15 protein-coding genes and 1 tRNA gene are annotated in these 18,463 nt (G+C 38.0%); 7 read left to right on the top strand and 9 right to left on the bottom strand.

Going from position 1 to position 18,463, the window contains the following annotated elements:
• Positions 1-153: 153 nt before the first annotated feature.
• The 4 genes from HYQ40_09880 to rlmD form a co-directional block, all read right to left on the bottom strand.
• Positions 154-468, bottom strand: coding sequence for a P-II family nitrogen regulator (locus tag HYQ40_09880; protein ID MBZ6528073.1), 315 nt, complete (start codon positions 466-468; stop codon positions 154-156).
• A gap of 11 nt (positions 469-479) precedes the next feature.
• Entirely contained in the window at positions 480-1,157 is a 678-nt protein-coding gene (locus HYQ40_09875) for a hypothetical protein (protein MBZ6528072.1), read from the bottom strand.
• An 11-nt stretch (positions 1,158-1,168) separates the two neighbouring features.
• Positions 1,169-2,638, bottom strand: a complete 1,470-nt coding sequence (locus tag HYQ40_09870) for a DUF1538 domain-containing protein (GenBank protein ID MBZ6528071.1) — start codon at positions 2,636-2,638, stop codon at positions 1,169-1,171.
• A gap of 573 nt (positions 2,639-3,211) precedes the next feature.
• Positions 3,212-4,585: a 23S rRNA (uracil(1939)-C(5))-methyltransferase RlmD gene (gene rlmD / locus HYQ40_09865; protein MBZ6528070.1), complete on the bottom strand. Its 1,374-nt coding sequence runs from the start codon at positions 4,583-4,585 to the stop codon at positions 3,212-3,214.
• A 181-nt stretch (positions 4,586-4,766) separates the two neighbouring features.
• Between rlmD and HYQ40_09860 the strand changes: the two genes are divergently transcribed.
• Positions 4,767-5,822 carry a peptidoglycan-binding protein gene (locus HYQ40_09860; GenBank protein MBZ6528069.1) on the top strand — a complete coding sequence of 352 codons (1,056 nt, stop codon included), beginning with the start codon at positions 4,767-4,769 and terminating at the stop codon, positions 5,820-5,822.
• Between the two features lie 149 nt (positions 5,823-5,971).
• Entirely contained in the window at positions 5,972-6,535 is a 564-nt protein-coding gene (locus HYQ40_09855; protein ID MBZ6528068.1) for a hypothetical protein, read from the top strand.
• 80 nt (positions 6,536-6,615) lie between these two features.
• Here HYQ40_09855 and HYQ40_09850 read toward each other — a convergent pair whose 3' ends face one another.
• Entirely contained in the window at positions 6,616-6,849 is a 234-nt protein-coding gene (locus HYQ40_09850) for a hypothetical protein (protein MBZ6528067.1), read from the bottom strand.
• Between the two features lie 576 nt (positions 6,850-7,425).
• On the opposite strand from HYQ40_09850, the gene HYQ40_09845 reads away from it, so the two are divergent.
• From HYQ40_09845 to HYQ40_09835, 3 genes are read left to right on the top strand one after another with little or no spacing between them, the layout of a single operon-like run.
• Positions 7,426-8,385: an alpha/beta hydrolase gene (locus tag HYQ40_09845; protein MBZ6528066.1), complete on the top strand. Its 960-nt coding sequence runs from the start codon at positions 7,426-7,428 to the stop codon at positions 8,383-8,385.
• Positions 8,386-8,440: 55 nt separating this feature from the next.
• Positions 8,441-9,757: an alcohol acetyltransferase gene (locus HYQ40_09840; GenBank protein MBZ6528065.1), complete on the top strand. Its 1,317-nt coding sequence runs from the start codon at positions 8,441-8,443 to the stop codon at positions 9,755-9,757.
• Positions 9,747-10,412 (top strand): hypothetical protein, encoded by a 666-nt coding sequence (locus tag HYQ40_09835; protein MBZ6528064.1) that lies wholly within the window; start codon positions 9,747-9,749, stop codon positions 10,410-10,412. The genes HYQ40_09840 and HYQ40_09835 overlap by 11 nt, the downstream gene beginning before the upstream one ends.
• Positions 10,413-10,525: 113 nt before the next feature.
• Here HYQ40_09835 and HYQ40_09830 read toward each other — a convergent pair whose 3' ends face one another.
• On the bottom strand, positions 10,526-11,287 hold the full coding sequence (locus HYQ40_09830; protein MBZ6528063.1) for a LysM peptidoglycan-binding domain-containing protein: 762 nt from the start codon (positions 11,285-11,287) through the stop codon (positions 10,526-10,528).
• 171 nt (positions 11,288-11,458) lie between these two features.
• Positions 11,459-13,261: a beta-glucuronidase gene (uidA, locus tag HYQ40_09825; protein ID MBZ6528062.1), complete on the bottom strand. Its 1,803-nt coding sequence runs from the start codon at positions 13,259-13,261 to the stop codon at positions 11,459-11,461.
• Between the two features lie 197 nt (positions 13,262-13,458).
• Between uidA and HYQ40_09820 the strand changes: the two genes are divergently transcribed.
• Positions 13,459-13,541, top strand: a tRNA-Leu gene (locus tag HYQ40_09820).
• A gap of 302 nt (positions 13,542-13,843) precedes the next feature.
• Here HYQ40_09820 and HYQ40_09815 read toward each other — a convergent pair.
• Both HYQ40_09815 and HYQ40_09810 read right to left on the bottom strand, forming a co-directional pair.
• Positions 13,844-16,021 carry an RNA-binding transcriptional accessory protein gene (locus HYQ40_09815; protein ID MBZ6528061.1) on the bottom strand — a complete coding sequence of 726 codons (2,178 nt, stop codon included), beginning with the start codon at positions 16,019-16,021 and terminating at the stop codon, positions 13,844-13,846.
• A gap of 10 nt (positions 16,022-16,031) precedes the next feature.
• A complete protein-coding gene (locus HYQ40_09810; protein MBZ6528060.1) occupies positions 16,032-16,736 on the bottom strand; it encodes a serine/threonine protein phosphatase in 705 nt (234 codons plus the stop codon).
• Positions 16,737-16,999: 263 nt separating this feature from the next.
• Here HYQ40_09810 and HYQ40_09805 point away from each other — a divergent pair, with 263 nt between their 5' ends.
• The gene (locus HYQ40_09805) at positions 17,000-18,463 is read left to right on the top strand and encodes an NCS2 family permease (protein MBZ6528059.1); all 1,464 of its coding nucleotides are present in this window, start codon (positions 17,000-17,002) and stop codon (positions 18,461-18,463) included.

Below are 18,463 nucleotides of genomic sequence, written 5' to 3'. Positions count from 1 at the left end.
GTTGAACCAGTGTCTATCTTTAAATTTATAAAAATAATGGTTAAATCTGGTTAATTAGCACCTTATTTATCCAACTCAAGTTCAAGTCATTCTCTCTTCTACTTAACTAATAAAATAAAAAGCACCCCTAAAGGGATGCTCAATTCATCTTAATTATTCAGCTGGTTTTTGGTTAACTAAACCATGAACCTCGCTCAATGGTTCTACAAACACGATACCTTGACCTGGTTTATCTAGATCCATGTTTTGGTAGATTACTTGACTCACTTCTGGATACTTTTCTTTCTCAACAATAATCCAGATGATTTCGCGCATGGGCTCTACTTCAAAGTGTAAGAACCGCTTGGGCTTTCTCCCAATTCCTTTTCCGTGAATAACTGTACCACCCTGTGAACCTGCTTGTTCAGCTAAGCGAATGACTTCCCCGGAACGACCACTAGGTACGACTGCATAGATTAAATACCACATTTTATCTCCTCCTAAAAGCGATGTAGATAGACAATATCACGCGTAAAAATAATCGATCCTGCTTTACTGAATTGAATACCTTCATAAGCCTTCGCAAATTCATGCACGCCTTGTACATTTTCACTAGATACAATCTGCATAACAATATCTTTTTCTGGTTGGAAGTACCGTCCTTCATAATTCTCAGATAGCTTCGCAGATCCGTGTCCTTTTATTAATGCATGTTGTAAGATATCTTCTCTTTGTGTTGCATCGATATAATCTTCACCTTCACCATGATCACAAATAACTGTAACCATCTTATAAGGCGGATGACTTGCCGCTTCAAAATTTTTGAATGACGTATTATCCTCAATGTCACCAAATCCTTCTAGTCCTGCTAAGCCAGCTAGACGCGTAACAAAAAGAAAACTTTCTCCATGATCCTTTTTAGGGTAACGACCTTCAATATGATCTAATATACTTTGTAACTGGTCTTTGTGCGTTGCTTTGATAATGATTTCTTTTCGTTGTCCTTGCATATCAAGGATACTTTTGCGATCATCTTCATCGTAACATGCTGCCAAGTAAGTGGTCGCGCCACTTGTCCCTTCCGTATGGAATAAATTATCAATCTTGTCGGCAAGCTTTACTTTCGCAATAATCGTAATTAGGTAAAACTCACTACTCAATTGTTCAGTGTTAGTCAATGTTCATCCTCCTATTTTTGTTTCACTTGATAGTCATAGAATATTCCTACTAATTGTAATACGACAATCGGTGTTAGCGACACAATCGCAATGACACCAAATCCATCTGTCACACTATCCGCTGTTGGTACAAAGTTCGCAACTCCTTGAGTAAAAGGCAAGATAAACGTTGCCGTCATTGTCCCAGCTGCGACCCCACCTGAATCAAATGCAATACCAACAAATATATCAGAGGCAATGTACTGTAGGATTAATACTGTAATGACTAAGGGTAATAGAATATGCCATATTTGTAAACCAGGAATTGTTACACGAAGCAGTGATAAGATCACTGACAAACCTACACCAATTGAAAGACAAAAAGTGACTAGGCTTTTAGGAATCATACCAGCTGTCTCATCTAGAATTTGATCGTTTAATACATGGACAGATGGTTCAGCTAGAATACTTACCATACCAATTATTCCACCAATAAGTAGAATAACCCACGTACTGCTTTTCTCTGCTAGCGCATAGCCCATCTCTGAAGCGACTCCTAAGAATCCTTGGTTCACTCCCGTTAAGAACAAGCTCAATCCTACTATTATTAATCCAACCCCTAACATCATACTTTGAAAGCGTCTCTTAGGTACTTTCACTTGTTTCGTTCCAATTAGGATTAAAAAAACAATTACTAAAGGCCCAATCGCAATGACTGAATTAATTAGAGACGGCCATAACTCTCCAAGAAAATCCATAACAATGGATGAATTATCTAGAGCAAGTTGCGTAGTCCCTCCACCAGATGAAAGTGAATCAACTCCTGCTAGAACTCCGTATAATATAACGGCGAAGATAGCACCCGTTGATACAATACCAAGTAGTCCAAAACTATCTGCACCCGTATCATCTGCTTGACGAGATTGACTCGCCGCTCCGGCACCAAAGGCTAAAATAAACGGTACTGTAATCGAACCCGTCGTTGATCCAGATGCGTCAAAAGCAATCGCAATAAATTCTGATGTTGAAAATAGACACAGTATTCCAATCAATAAGTAGATAATAGTAAAGCTATGCCGCAAGTTTAAATCCTTTATAATTCGGTAAACTCCGAATGCAAGCATCGCACCCACTCCAACTGAAACGGCCATCACAAATACTTGTTGAGCAATAGCTCCTACGGTCATCGTATCGACTTGAATACCTAATATTGTTAAATCCGGCTCCGCGACACTTGATATGAAACCTAATCCAAATATCCCAATAATCGCAATTATTTTCTTAGGATTATCAATTAAGTAGTGACTAAATAAATCTCCCATCTTCTCAACACTCATATCCACTCCAACCAAGAATAGCGGTAACCCAATCAGCAAAAATACAACACCTATCGCAAATCTTAATATGGTTAGCCAAGATACTGGTTGTAAAACAAGTTGAATCAAAAGAACAACACCAACCATCGGTAATAACGATGATGAGGTTTCTTTAAAACTATCCATTAATCGACTCAGTTTAATCCCCTCCTTTTTTACTTTTCCTTTCGAAATAACTTACACTAATCTTATTTTAACACGCTATGCTTCCTTAAGCATTTTCTTAGACTTGATACCTGTTTATTGATAATGCTTGGCCAAGGGCTATTGAGTGATCAACAGCCCTTCGCTATCCTGGCGAGGGACTATTGAGTGATCAACGGGCCTTCGCTATATTGGCGAGGGACTATTGAATGACCAACGGACCTTCGCTATCCTGGCGAGGGGCTATTGAATGACCAACGGACCTTCGCAATATTAGCGAGGGACTATTGAGTATGTTTGAATGAATTAAGTTGGTCAGAGCTCAATTTAACCCTAGTCTTATCCTAGTAAACTCACACTATTTACTTAAAATGTCTAGATAACTCAATCCAATAAAAAAACCCGCTTGCGCGGGCTTATATCCAATCAATTATTAAATTACACCTTCACAAGTAAAGCCACTGCCTCAACAGCCGAATCTGGCCAATCAAGTTGCGCTTCGCTTACTTTCTTGGAGATTCCGTGCATGGGCGGTGCTAATTACTTCTTCTGTCGCTATTGCTCCTTCACAAGTAAAGCCACTGCCTCAACATGTGTTGTTTGACCGAATAAGTCAACCGGTTGTACATATTGAATCTCATAACCAGCGTCAGCGAGTAAGCGTGCATCTCTTGCTTGCGTTGCTGGGTTACAGCTTACGTAAACAATTTTTTCTGGTTGTTGTTCAATCAACGCGTCGATGAATACTTGGTCTAATCCTTTACGAGGAGGATCGACTACAACGACGTCGAATTTAATGCCTTCTTCGTTCCATTTTGGTAGCCATTCTTCTGCACTTCCGACTTCAAACGATGCATTTGTAATGCCATTTAATTTAGCATTTTGCTTCGCCATATCAACCGATTCTTCCACAATATCCATACCGTAAACTTGGTTTGCATGTTTAGCAAGAGACAAGCTGATTGTACCGATACCAGAATAAGCATCAAGAACTGTTTCTGATCCTGTTAAACCAGCAGCTTCAATCGCTGTTTTGTATAGTACTTCAGCTTGTGGCGTATTCACTTGATAGAATGAATTTGCTGAAATTCTGAACGTCAGATCTAACATTGTGTCTTCGATATAAGGTTGACCCCATAATACTAAACTTTGACGGCCAAGGATTACATTCGTACGTTTAGTTTGAACGTTTTGTACAATGCTCGCAACGTTAGGTACTTCATTGGCAATCGCATGAACGATAATATCTTCGTTTGGCATCTTACGTTTATTTGTTACTAAAGTCACCATAACTTGTCCACTATAGTGCCCGCGTTTAACAATTACGTGACGAACGATACCTGTATGTGCTTTTTCGTTGTATGCTGGTACGTGGTAGCGTCTTAAAATATCTCTAACAATAATAATCGCTTCATCAATTTCTTTATGTTGAATAAAGAAGTTCTCAACTGGCACTAAATCGTGCGTGTTTCTTCTGAAGAAACCTGTCTCTAATTGCCCTTTGACTTCACGTACTGGGATTTGTGCTTTGTTACGATATTCCCATGGGTTTTCCATGCCTAATACAGGACGAATATCTAAGTTTTCAAAATGTCCGATACGCTCAAATGCTGACTTTACTAATTGTTCTTTATAAGTTAATTGTGCATCGTAGCTCATATGTTGTAATGTCATTGTTCCAATTTGGCGTCCGATTGGATCTTTCATCTCAACACGTTCTGGACTTTCTTCAATGATTTCGATTAGACGTCCGAAGCCATAAGTCTTTCCGACTTTCATTGCTTTGAATTTAACAACTTCATCTGTAATCGCCCCTTCAATAAAGAATGGGTAGTGGTCTACTTTAACGACCCCTTGTCCTTGAGACGTAATATCTTCTACACGTCCTGTAAACTCTTGATTTTTTTGATAAGTTACTTTATTTGCCATGCGTATAATTCCTCCAATTTCTTAGTCCCCTTTATTTTATCAAATACATCTCAATAAACCTAATGAGAGTTTCATCATAAAATAACTACTCATAAAAATATTTTATTAAAAATACGAAATAGCACGTGCAATGAATCACAAGTCATGGTAATATATACACAAAGAAACAAGGGGGATTATTATGAAGAAGAAATTATTACTACCATTAGTGTTGCTGTCAGCAAGTTCGATTGCTTTAGCCTTTAGTTCACCAGTGAATAATGTTGTGCCTTTTGCGGAGACAGTGGCTGTCCAAGCTCAAGAAACGACGACTGTAAAAGTTGCTTACTTAGCACCTCACGGTGACCAATCATTCGCATCGGTTGCTGTTGTTATGCAAGGTGATGTTATTGTTGATGCTCAAATCGACGAGTTCCAATTTGTAGAAGGTGACCAATGGACTGGTGTACCAAACTCAGACGCTGTATTCGGTGAAAGTTACGGAGAAGGGCTTACTTTAATTAGTAAACGCGCTGATAGCGAAGGCTATTCTGCTATGATGGCTGATATGGCTGGTTCAACTGTTACTTATGCAGATAACTTAGATGCCATTGAAGAATTCGCAAAAGGAAAAACAGCTGCAGAAGTTGAAGAAGGCATTACTGCTTTAAACGACTTAGGTGAAGATGGTAATGTATCTGACGTTGTGTCTGGTGCCACTTTAGGTGACTCTGCTGGTTACTTACAAGCGATTGTCGATGCGGCTAATGAAGGAATTGAATTTACTGGTGTTGAAGCAGATGCAGCAAACTTAGAATTAAAACAAGCTGTGGCTGCACCTCACGGTGACCAATCATTCGCTATCGTAACAGCGGTTGTTGATGGAGATACAGTTGTTGCTGCTTCAATTGACGAATTCCAATTCGTTGAAGGTGACCAATGGACTGGCGTTCCAAACGCTGATGCTGCATTTGGTGAAGGGATTGCTGAAGGCGTAACTTTAGTTTCTAAATTAGAGAACTCAGACGCTTACTCACAAATGATGACTGATATCGCTGGTTCAACAGTAGCTTACGCTGATAACTTACAAGCCATCGCACAATTCGCCGCAGGTAAAACAACGGCTGAATTAGACGAAGCTGTTGCTGAATTACAAGGTCTTGGAGAAGAAGGAAATGTTGCTGATGTTGTATCTGGTTCAACTTTAGCTGACACTTCTGGTTACTTACAAGCCGTTGTAGACGTAGCAAACCAATAATAGTTTAGACATAAAATAAAGAATTCCTTATCAAGACAAGCTCAAATGAGCTTGTCTTTTTTTGAGTATTAAACTTTATGAAAACTTAATAATGGAAACCACCCTTTTTTACGTATGTATATATATATAACAAAAAAGGAGTGTGTAAGATGGCTGAATATTTTACTTTTGTGAATGTAACAAAGAAACTTGAAATAAACCCTTTGACTTATGGATCAGGTTTAAAATTCTTAGAACATTGTCAAGTCGGTGACAGGTCCTTATTCGTAATACTTCTTCTATTGAAAGATGAATGGAAAGGTGATGTCCTTTATCATTTAGGAGAATACGAAGATGATTGCCCTGAAACACAAAGCTTAATCAGAACAGAATATACCGGAGGTATCTTGGATCCTATTGAAATTAAGAAAGGTTGGTCTGAAATCCACGACCAAAAAATTAAAATTGAACTACCATTATGGGAAGAAATAATCAAAAAATATATATTAGTCAACTATGATTTAAACGTGTATTGTGACATTGGCACTGTGCCAATTAAGTCGGATGAATTTCAACTCTGTCCCCTATCCGTATTACTACGTAGTCGCGTAATCCATTCAAATGGTAATATAGAACGTACTGAAAATAAGCATTGTTGGGGGCATACCCATGTAGGCTTGGAGTTAAAAGATAGTCCTGTTCTGGATAATATGAAGAAGCTAGATAACACATAATTTATAAATTATGTATTATCTAGTTATAAAAAAATATGAAAAAAACTCCCAATTCAATGTGGAGTTTTTTCATTCAATTACTATCCATCAATTTGTCGACGGTTCTCTTTGAACAATTCTTCTAAGAAGTGTTCTGAAGCTGTTAAGCCATCTTCATGCTCTTCACTTCTCAAAGTCTCTATAATTGTATCCCAGTCACTTTGATACTTCTCTTTGAATGCACTTTTGAACTCTGCTAAGTCGTCCTTCACAGAAATACGTGCCAACGTCTCGATTGCCTTCTCGTTTTGATTTTCAATTACTTTTCTTACCATAATTTACTCCTCCTTTGTACTATTATACTAACAGCATAAAGTTGGAGATAGAAGTGAGACGGGTTGAATATGACTAGTTTTCAATGTTATCGAAAACACATCACTAAGCCATGCCTCATTCAATTTTATTTTTGCATAATCAATACACAACAAAGTTTAAAAACTAACATCTCATTTTTTAATCTACTAATAAAGATGCCACTTATCTCTTTTAAGTTTCATAAACCTCTAAGTAGTGTTGTTCAGTTGTTTGCCTTCAGTTTTTATATGTTTTATGAGGTCTACACCAATGTAGTGTAACGATGCAAATAATATTAACATTGCTGATTACAAATTTTTAATTTTTGTCCATATTATATTATCAATCAGTAATTTTCAAAAAATATTGATAGAATCAGCGAACTCATCCTACCAACTTAAGCTATTCTATATTACGAATAAAACTTTCAGGCTATCTCCGTCTATTTAATTCATATTTTTAATACGTTCTATCTCTCTTTTCTTTCTCACTTACAACTTGACACTTTCCTCGATATACGACACACTTAAGAAAACTATATAGTATGAGGAATTATTATGAATACACTTAAACGCTTTGCCTTAAAATTATTATCGTCTCCTTCTATTAATATGCAGGATTCTTACATATTTGTGCGTCAACTACAGAAAGTATTTGTCTCGCCTTCTAAGACACGATTCCATTACTTAGACCGTAAGATCTATTCCGCAGACCAGTCGCATGAGATCCCAATTCGAATCTTCCGTCCTAAGAAACAAACGAGCAATGATTTGTTATTGTTTTTCCACGGCGGTGGATGGGTCTTAGGTAATATTGATACGTATACTAAGGACTGTCGCCGGATGGCAGATGAGACGGGGCGCATTGTGTTATCGGTTGATTACTTAAAAGCACCTGAGCATCCCTACCCTGCTGGGTTTGATGATTGTTATCATGTAGCTCAGCTATTATTATCACGCCCTGATTTAACTGGTATTAAGGGTGCCCGAAATATTATTATCGTTGGGAATTCAGCCGGTGGTAATCTAGCTGCTGCTGTTTCTTTGCGCCTACGCAACGAAGGCAAGCCATTACCTTATAAACAAATATTGATTAACCCTGTCACGTATTGGCGTCATGATGATGAATCACCTTTTGATAGTGTTGAGGAGAATGGATATGACTACGGGCTGACTGCTAAGAAGATGCAGGAATATATGGAGATGTATGAACCCAATATAGATGAGAGACAAGCCAAATACATCGCCCCGTTAATGGCCGAGGATTTCTCAAATCAACCTGACACATTAATTATATCTTCTGAGTTTGATCCTTTACGTGATGAAGGTGAAGTCTATGGGTATATGCTACTTGAAGCAGGCAACAAGGTAGATATTATGCGGGCTAAAGATACTGTGCACAACTTTCTTTTCGCTCCATTGAATGAAGATATTATTGATACAACGTACTTATTAATCAAAGATTATCTAGAGAATCGCTTGAGAGGAAGTGACATACGTGGAGAATCAGAACGTTAATCAACGAAAAAAATGGGTTCGCTTAGACAATGCTTCCAATATATTTCTAGCGGCGATGTCTAACCGCGACAGCAAAGTATTCAGAATTAGTGCTGAAGTAACAGATACAGTCGATCCTGACTTATTGCAACAAGCCTTAAATAAAGTATTTGAAGAGAATTTACTTTATCACAGTGTGTTGCGTCGTGGCTTCTTCTGGTATTACTTAGAAGAAAGTGACTTAAAGCCTAAAGTTGAGGCGGATACTAATACGCCGTGTCGTCCTTTATATTTCTTCGATCGCAGGAATTTATTGTTTCGTGTAATGTATTGGAAGAAGCGGGTTAGCCTGGAAGTATTCCATGTATTATCCGATGGAACAGGCGCAATGTGGTTCTTTCAAGACTTATTAACTGAATATATTAGTTTGAAGCATCCTGAATTAAAGGATGAGGATGTAGATGTCTCAACTTATATACATGACCAATCGAGCGAAGACAGTTTTGAACGGCACTTTAGACGGAAAGACCAACTTAACTTCTCGAAAGCCGCTCAATCTGCTCTACGTGGGGTCACAATGGTTGGTGCGAAAGCTAAGAACTTCTTGTTTCCAGCCGTTGAACGAGATATAAAACCTAGTAGCAAGGTCTACCGATATAAAGGAACGTATACGTCAGATTATCGCCCTCGAATTATCGAATTAGATATGCCAGTTAAAGACATTTTAAAGAAGTCTAAATCAATGAACGTCTCTTTGACTATTTACCTTACAGCTGTCTTTATGGAATCTATTCGTAAAGCGGCTACGGATTTTCAAGGGAATGAGACAATGGCTGTATCCGTACCCGTTAATTTACGCCAATTCTTTCCTTCAACGTCCGCGCGTAATTTCTTTGCGGTGACACGGTTAGAATATACTTACAAAGAGAATGGGGATAATTCTTTAGAAGCGATTTGTGAAGAATTAAAGGCTCAACTCGATCCCCAATTAGAAAAGGATAGACTTGAAGGTTGGCTAAGCCAGCTGATTCATTATGAGTATCACCCTATCAGTCGAATTATTTTACGACCCATCAAAGATTTAGGTTTAAAATTTGTTAATTTCTTAAATAATCGAAAACTCACGTTCGCGATATCCAATCTCGGGTTAGTTAGTTTTCCTGATTTGGTTGATCCGATGATTCATCAAGTATACTTTCATACTATTGCGGTGCGCCCTCAATTTTGTGCTATTAGTCATAATGATATACTCACGATGTCGTTTACGTCTCCTTTTATTGAGATGGACATCTATCGCCATTATGTTAGACACTTGAATGACCAAGGTATTCCCGTGACTATGACTGTTAATAAAGTCACTAAGGAAGAATTAGGAGGTCATCATGATGCGTAAATGTCCAGAGTGTCACGTTCAAGTTAAAGGCGATTGGGACAAATGTCCACTTTGCGATACGCCTCTTGATACAGATATACCAATTACATCAAGTTCAATGCCAGATGTTCCCCTTCAATTCAATCGTAAGTATATTACTCAGTTTCTAATCATACTGTCTTTTGTCGTGGTTGCTGTTATTTTAGGTCTTGGATTGCTTTATCAAGGTCGGATTCAGTGGTTTCAAGGTGCCATTTTTGGCATCATTACGATGTGGCTAGCCGTTTTAACTTTACTTCGTAAGCGTCGCAATATAGCTAAAAGTTTGCTTTATCTGTTGGTTATCTTATCTTTGATGTGTATTTACTTAGACTACACTATTGGCTGGTCGGGCTGGTCTTTGACTTATGCGGTCCCAATTATTTGTAGTTCTACCTTAATTAGTATGTCAATTACCTCAAGGTTAACCCGTATGAAGCCGGGTGATTATGTTCTATATTGGGTTGCGGCAGAAATATTGAGTTTAATCCCTATTGTGTTTCTATTATTAGGTTGGATTCAATATAATCTTCCTTCACTGATCTCCTTTGGACTTGGATTAATTATGTTGATTATTATGCTAGTGACGAAAGGTTCAGTTATCTGGCGTGAGATTAAAAAGCGGACGTTTATTTAGTTGTTTGAAACCAGCACTGACAAATTGTCGGTGCTGGTTTCATGTTTAGGGTATGGGAATAATTGAATAAAAAAACGTCAAATACACATGTATTTGACGCTGTTAGAATTTTATTATGGTTGTGAGACTCTTAAGTATGTGCCGATATAGATGTAATCAGATGTTAAATTGTTCCATGCCTTTAATTGATTTACTGATCGACCATATCGGTAAGCGATATTCCATAATGTATCACCTGGTTGAACATGGTGAACTGTTCCTTGTGATGGTGGCGGGTTATCTCCACCTCTAATGTTTAATTGCATGCCAATTGATAAGAAGTCACTTGTCAAATTGTTCCAATCTTTCAATTGATTCACTGAAACGCCATAACGATTCGCGATACTCCATAGTGTATCACCAGATCTTACTGTATATGTTATACCGTTAGATGGTGGTGGTGTCGTATCTTGAACTGTTACGTGAAGTTGCATTCCGATGTATAGGAAATCAGAAGTTAAATTGTTCCACTGTTTCAATTGATTCACTGTTACACCGTAAATACTAGCGATTCGCCATAATGTATCCCCAGCTTTGACTGTATGAACTGTTCCTGATGGAGGTGGTGTTTCAGTATAAGGTATAATCTTCAACTGTTGACCAATTTGTAAGAGGTCACTTGTTAAGTGGTTCCATAGTCTTAATTCATTAGCCGTCACACCGTAGTCGTTCGCAATCTTATTTAGATATTCACCTGGTCTCACCGTATGAGTAATAACGGTTCCTGTGCTGTAATCTTCGTCTGCCTGTGCCATAACGGTTCCAATACTTGTGTTCATTGCACCAGCAAGTGTCAACATTGCTAGTGGAACCATTAATAATTTTGCTTTTCTCATCTTTCCCACCCCTTTCAATTATAAATCCTTGTTCTTCTCTACATACTAATCATATAACTAAAACGCTTACATTTCAATCTTAGTGAATATTCTACACAGATTTATAACATAAAATTCATAAATTCAAATAACGGCATCCAAATAGATAGGATGCCGTTAGGTTAAAACTACTTAAATTCTTTCCCAGCGTTCTTTCAATTTATATGCAACACGTTTTGGTTGACGTTGGCGAGTAAAGATTCCTTTTTTGTTACCATTTACTCGCATCAGCCCTTCAACTGTTTGAAAATCAGCAAAGTTCCAAATTTGTTCACCTTGAATCATATCGTAATCATCAAAAACTCGGTGATACATATCTAGATACTCGTCTTCATATTGCTCTGCCCACATAACAGATGGAAGTTTTGACTCACCAATATAATTATCTGTACCGTATTCAGTAAAGACAAATGGCTTGTTTAAATCTAATTCTACCCAGGCATCCATTTCTTGACGGAATAACACTTCAGCATCTTCAAACTCAGAACCGCCTTTAACATACCAACCATAGTAACGGTTCATACTAATGAAATCCGCATGGTGATAGCATTTGCAAGTATCTGGTGTTGAGAACATCACTAAGGCAAAAGTACGTGGACGTTGTTCTGGGTCATATTCATGCGCAGCTGCAAATAATGGACCGAAATACTCATTAGCAGTATCAGTCGTTGTACTTGGCTCGTTCAATAAACTCCATGCAATCACACTTGGATGATTTTTATCTCGTAAGATTAAATCATGAATATCTTCAATATGATGACGCTGTAGTTCATCTAAGTTAGGATGCGACTCAAAGAAATCGACATCAGTCCCTTGCGATGCAGCTAAAAAGTTTACAATACTTTCTAAGAATCCTACCGCAGCAACTTCATCGATTACTAAGAAGCCTTCGCGGTCAGCCATCTGATAGACTTCTTCAGCATAAGGATAGTGAGCTGTTCTGAATGAGTTTGCACCAGACCATTTCATTAACTCGAAATCGCGTTTATTCATAGCGTAACTAAATCCACGTCCAATAATATCTGCATCTTCATGCTTACCGTATCCTTTCAGATAGACTGGTTGACCGTTTATTAAGATATTAATTCCGTCAATCTCAACTGTTCTAATTCCAATTTCTTGCTCATATTCATCTATGATTGAGTCGCCTTCTTGAATTCGAATCACAAGTCGGTATAAATAGCTGTCTAATACTTTCCACAGAGTTGGATTATCAACCGTTAAAGCACCTTGACTACCTGATGCTTCTGCCACCAATTGCTTATCTTCATCATATAATTCAAGGCGTATTGTCTCATTCGCATCATTAACCGTCTTTACTTTATAGTTAACCTCTGCTTGATTGTCACTCAACTTATAAGTCAAATCAAAGTCTAAAATCCGATTCTTTGGCACAGTCATTAAATGAACGCTTCTTTGAATCCCAGCATAGTTAAAGAAATCAAAAAACGGCTTTGTAATCATTCGCCCACTCGCTAATGTATCCGTAATTCCTGCTGGTAAAGATGTGCGAGAGAGAATATTATTCATCTTAACAACTAATATATTTTTGGCGTTCAGCTTCACTGCTCCATTAATATTTAATTCAAATGGAAGGAAGCCACCACGATGTTCCCCAACATTCACTCCGTTAACGTAGACTTCTGCATGATGAGTCGCACTACCAAATCGAAGGATCATGTCAGAGTCTTCTTCAGCTTTAGCATAGAATTCTGTCTCATACCAAAAAGTTCCTGTGTAATCGCGTGACTTTTTATCTGTAAAAAAATCATTGAAACTTGATGGGACAGGCATATCGATGCTTTCTTTTAAGCCGTCTTTCCACCCCTGAATCTCCCCTTCATCTTCCGGATCAAATTTAAATTGCCATAAACCGTCTAAACTTTCCTTTCGACGCGTTACATTATTAATTGGATATAATAGTGAGTTTTGCATTTGATTCATCCTTTCTGAATGTGTTGTTTATGAATAAATTATAACAGATAGGAACTGTATAACAATTAATTGCCTCTAACAAAAAAACAACCACTCCTTAAGAATGGTTGAATAACTTTGAGATTACCACACTTTCATATGATTGAAAACTCTCTCAACATATGCTATTATAATCTTTGTTCGATTCATTCGAATTTGCGATCGTGGCGGAATGGCAGACGCGCTAGCTTGAGGGGCTAGTGTCCTTATGGATGTGTGGGTTCAAATCCCATCGATCGCATCATAATTAATACAGGCTCAATCCTAACAAGATTGAGTCTTTTTTTGATTTAATTGCCTAATCATGCACGCGCAGATTTGGGGTATGCTAGTTAAATTCACGCCAAATGAGGTATCGATAAGTCGCGAGATGCCGATAACAAGCGTATGGGTTTTCATATGAGAGGCAAGAGGCCCTTAACAAGCATATGAGTTTTCATATGAGAGGCAAGACCAATTTAATTCTACAATTATCCCTACCACCATTATTAAAATTACCACAAATAAAAACAGCACTAGGATCTCTAGTGCTGTTTCTTCGTATTACTTATCAAACAGTCGTTTCAATCCAATTCGACCTTTGTCTCGTTCGATTGAAATTACTTCAACCTCTACTATATCTCCTACTGATACAGCATCTGAAGGATGTTTGATGAATTTTTTCGATAGTTTTGAGATATGAATCAATCCGTCTTGTTTAACACCAATATCAACGAAAGCTCCAAAGTCGACAACGTTACGCACGACACCTTGTAGTTGCATTCCTTCGCTCAAGTCTTCCATCGATAATACATCAGCGCGTAGTACGGGCGCGTCTTGACCATCACGAACATCTGCTGTTGGGTGCATTAAACCGTCAAGGATGTCTGAGATAGACTCAACTCCTAAGTCGTACTGACTCGCCAAGTCGCTTGCTTTCAATGTCTTCAGTGTTTCAATTGCTTCATCACTTCCAACATCATTCACATTCACGCCAGCTTGGTCTAATATATCTAAAGCAATCTTATAACTTTCCGGGTGAATACTAGTTTGGTCTAATGGATTTTCGCCACCTAATATACGAATGAAACCAACGGCTTGTTCATAAGTCTTAGGCCCTAATCGTTTCACATCTTTAATCTGTTCACGACTAGAGAAATGACCTAGCTCATCACGTAAAGCAATCACGTTCTTGGCAGTTGCTGCTGTTAGACCAGATACATGTTCAAGTAATTGGATACTTGCTGTGTTAATGTCCACACCAACTTGGTTGACGGTAATATTAACAACAAAGTCTAATTGTTGAGTTAACTCTTTCTGACTCACGTCATGTTGATATTGCCCCACACCCATTGATTTTGGATCTATCTTAATTAATTCAGCGATTGGATCTTGAAGTCGACGTGCAATGGATACAGCACTCCGTTCTTCCACTGCGAAGTCCGGGAACTCTTGACGTGCAATTGCGCTTGCACTATATACAGATGCCCCTGCTTCATTAATAACGATAAATTGCGTCTTCAAGTTATTTTCGCTGATGATGTCAGAGACAAATTGCTCTGATTCACGACTTGCGGTACCATTACCAATCGCGATAATATCGATATCGTATTTGCGAATAAAGTCTAATAGTTCCCCTGCTGCTGCTTGACGCTTTTGAGCTGAAGCGGGTTTGTGAGGATAGATGACACCTTTGTCAAGTACACGACCCGTTTCATTGATAATCGCTAACTTGCAACCCGTACGGTATGCTGGGTCAAATCCCATTACTACACGACCTTTTAAAGGTGGTTGTAACAATAGATTACGTAAGTTTTCACCAAAGACTTTAATCGCTTGTTGTCCAGCAACTTCACTTGCTTCATTACGCATCTCACGTTCAATCGAAGGTCCGATGAAACGTTTATACGCATCTTCAACTGCTAATTGAACAAGCTCTTTCTTACTGTCATTCAGTCCTTCTGGAATGAAGCGTTTCGACATATAATTAATGACTGGTTCTGCATCTGTTTGAATCTTAACGCTTATTACGCCTTCTTTTTCCGCACGGTTAATCGCTAAAGTACGATGAGACATCAATGATGTTAAAGGCTCATTATATTCATAATATTGTTGATATACTTTGTTTTCGTCAATTGTTTCGTCTTTTAAAGATGTTACGATTTTCGCATTATAGCGTGTATATTTACGGATAAATTCACGGTATTGTGCGTTATCGGACACGTCTTGAGCTAGAATTTCATGCGCACCTAAAAGGGCGTCTTTAGCCGTTTTGACTTCTTCATTAATATAATTTTCAGCTTCTGCTTCTGGTGTTAAGTCAGTTGCTTGAGTTGATAATAACCACTTCGCCAATGGCTCTAGCCCATTCTCTTTGGCAGTCATCGCTTTAGTACGACGCTGTTGTTTAAAAGGACGGTATAAATCTTCTACTTGTTGTAGAGTCGTTGATTTCATAACATTGCGTTGGATCTCATCAGTTAACTTCTCTTGTTCAGCGATTAATCGAACGACTTCTTCTTTACGCTCACCAAGTTGTTTAGCGTAAGTATATTTCTGCTCGATATCATGAATTTGCACCTCATCCAATGATCCTGTAACCTCTTTACGGTAACGAGCAATAAACGGAATCGTATTCCCCTCGTTAAGTAAATTCAATACAGATTGAACTTGATTTGGTTTAATTTTTGTTTCTTGACTAATTTGTTTAATTAAATCTGTTGCTTCGATAACTGTTGCCATTCAATATCTCCTATCTAAGTACTATGACGTCATTGACATTTTCTTTATCTATTCGTAATCCAATCAAACTTCCACCATAGACATTCCCACCGTCTATCCCCCATTTACCATCGCGCTTCCAGGGTTCGACTGTATCGTGTAATGTTTGCACAGGCGTATGTCCAAAGATGATATTACGGCCTGTCGTATTTTTTTCAAAATGGAAGCCCTCACGGATCCATAAGAAATCATGTAAAGATGTAAAACGCCAATCTGATTTGCTAAAATCAACACCTGCGTGAACAATAATATGATTCCCAAAAGTTGTGTAATACACTAAACTTTCTAGCCAACTGACAAGCCATGGCTCTTGAGAAAGCAGGCTTTGAGCCACTTCCTCAGGATCTCCTTCTTCAACTTCCTCTACGTTGAGTTTCAATAGCTGAGAAATAGTTGTCGCTCCGCCGTTTTGTTTGTATAGTTTCCAATCTTTTTTTGGGTTAAGTAAGTAATTTAGGAATAACTGCTCATGATTCCCTCTTATAAGAATTGCACCGTGCTCACTTTGTAACTCTCTTACCGTCTTAAGCACAGAATCTGAATTAGGACCTCGATCAATATAATCACCAATCAATATTAATTGCTCATCTTCTCGGCGCCAATGAGATAACATGACCTCTAACGAATGGTACATGCCATGTATATCTCCAATTACAAAGGCATTATCTTTTGTCATGCCAAGTCACCTTCTTCCTTTATATAAAATATTATATCATAGTTGTGAATCAGTATATAATGACTCACCTATACATTGAGTTATTATTCGTTGAATAATAGGCAGACTACTATTGTACTCAATTCTCAGTCGCATATCCATACAAATTAAAAAACACGAACATTGAAGTATTAATAACCACTAAACGTTTGTTTCAGTCTATGAATATCTTGACGCAGTTGATATACTAACTTGCGTAATATACATATTTTAGGAGGAAGAAAATGAACGCTTTAAATCGTTTTTTTAAGTTGGAAGAACATAACACAACTTTTTCAACAGAAATTGTGGCAGGTATTACAACTTTCTTAGCAATGTCTTACATTGTGTTTGTTAACCCTAGTATTTTAGCATTATCTGGAATGCCATCTCAGGCAGTGTTTCTAGCGACATTATTTGCATCAGCTATCTCGACATTATTTATTGGACTATTCGCAAATGTCCCTTACGCACTTGCGCCAGGTATGGGCTTAAATGCTTTCTTTACCTATACAGTTGTCTTTGCCTTAGGTTTTACTTGGCAAGAAGCTTTATCAATGGTATTTATCTGTGGATTGATTAACGTTTTAATTACCGTTACAAAAGTACGAAAAATGTTAATTCTAGCGATTCCAGAGTTTTTACAGCATGCTATTTCTGCTGGTATCGGTGTATTTATTGGTTACTTAGGTATAAAAAACGCAGGTCTATTACAATTTACTTCTGATGTGACAAACATCGTTTCGGTAAACGGACAACCTGGCGGATCAGAAATCAACGGTGTCGTTGAATCCGTTGTAACAAGTGGAGGTATTTTACCTGAGTTAGTTGATTTAACTCAACCAACTGTCCTAATTGTTGTCTTTGGTCTATTCATTACAATCGCTTTAATGATCTTGAATGTACAAGGCGCGATTCTAATTGGTATTATTGCAACGACTTTATTATCAATGGTCTTTGGTTTAGTTGATTTATCAACAATTGATTTTTCTCAAAATACATTAGGCGCTGCTTTCGTTGAATTTAAAGAAACCTTTTTAGTTATCTTTACATCAGCCGGGCTACCATCCCTATTCTCAGATATTACTAAACTGCCTGTTGTTATTATGACGATTTTTGCATTTAGTTTAGCGGATGTGTTCGACACAATTGGTACATTCATTGGTACTGGCCGTCGTACTGGAATCTTCACAGATAAAGATATTAAAGAATTAGAAGATTCAACAGGTATTACATCTAAGATGGACCGTGCATTATTCGCCGATTCAGTAGGTACAGTCTTTGGTGCTATCTTTGGTACATCAAACACAACGACGTTCGTTGAGTCAGCTGCTGGTATTGGAGCGGGTGGACGTACTGGATTAACTTCAGTTGCGACTGCTATTTGTTTCATCCTTGCTGCATTCCTAGCGCCTGTTATTAGTATTGTTCCAGCTGCTGCAACAGCTCCAGCATTAATAATTGTTGGTATCTTAATGGTTTCAAGCTTTGCTGATATCGAATGGTCTGATTTCTCAGTAGCCGTTCCAGCCTTCTTTACTTCAGTGTTTATGGGACTTGCTTACTCAATCTCTAACGGGATTGCAGCAGGATTCATTACTTATGGGCTCGTTAAGATTGTTAAAGGCGAAGCGAAAGATGTTCACCCGATTCTATGGATTTCAATGGGATTATTCATCCTGAACTTTATTGTCATGGCTTCATTTTAA

The sequence above is a fragment of the Aerococcaceae bacterium DSM 111021 genome (assembly GCA_020112395.1).
GTDB lineage: Bacteria > Bacillota > Bacilli > Lactobacillales > Aerococcaceae > Ruoffia.
Note: the sequence above shows the minus strand (reverse complement) of the source record. Positions and strands in the feature narration are given on the sequence as shown.

Excerpts from the sequence above, each read along its gene's own strand:
- HYQ40_09880 (MBZ6528073.1), bottom strand. The coding sequence starts at position 468 with ATGTGGTATTTAATCTATGCAGTCGTACCTAGTGGTCGTTCCGGGGAA.
- HYQ40_09870 (MBZ6528071.1), bottom strand. The coding sequence starts at position 2,638 with ATGGATAGTTTTAAAGAAACCTCATCATCGTTATTACCGATGGTTGGT.
- rlmD (MBZ6528070.1), bottom strand. The coding sequence starts at position 4,585 with ATGGCAAATAAAGTAACTTATCAAAAAAATCAAGAGTTTACAGGACGT.
- HYQ40_09860 (MBZ6528069.1), top strand. The coding sequence starts at position 4,767 with ATGAAGAAGAAATTATTACTACCATTAGTGTTGCTGTCAGCAAGTTCG.
- HYQ40_09855 (MBZ6528068.1), top strand. The coding sequence starts at position 5,972 with ATGGCTGAATATTTTACTTTTGTGAATGTAACAAAGAAACTTGAAATA.
- HYQ40_09850 (MBZ6528067.1), bottom strand. The coding sequence starts at position 6,849 with ATGGTAAGAAAAGTAATTGAAAATCAAAACGAGAAGGCAATCGAGACG.
- HYQ40_09845 (MBZ6528066.1), top strand. The coding sequence starts at position 7,426 with ATGAATACACTTAAACGCTTTGCCTTAAAATTATTATCGTCTCCTTCT.
- HYQ40_09840 (MBZ6528065.1), top strand. The coding sequence starts at position 8,441 with ATGTCTAACCGCGACAGCAAAGTATTCAGAATTAGTGCTGAAGTAACA.
- HYQ40_09835 (MBZ6528064.1), top strand. The coding sequence starts at position 9,747 with ATGATGCGTAAATGTCCAGAGTGTCACGTTCAAGTTAAAGGCGATTGG.
- HYQ40_09830 (MBZ6528063.1), bottom strand. The coding sequence starts at position 11,287 with ATGAGAAAAGCAAAATTATTAATGGTTCCACTAGCAATGTTGACACTT.
- uidA (MBZ6528062.1), bottom strand. The coding sequence starts at position 13,261 with ATGCAAAACTCACTATTATATCCAATTAATAATGTAACGCGTCGAAAG.
- HYQ40_09815 (MBZ6528061.1), bottom strand. The coding sequence starts at position 16,021 with ATGGCAACAGTTATCGAAGCAACAGATTTAATTAAACAAATTAGTCAA.
- HYQ40_09810 (MBZ6528060.1), bottom strand. The coding sequence starts at position 16,736 with ATGACAAAAGATAATGCCTTTGTAATTGGAGATATACATGGCATGTAC.
- HYQ40_09805 (MBZ6528059.1), top strand. The coding sequence starts at position 17,000 with ATGAACGCTTTAAATCGTTTTTTTAAGTTGGAAGAACATAACACAACT.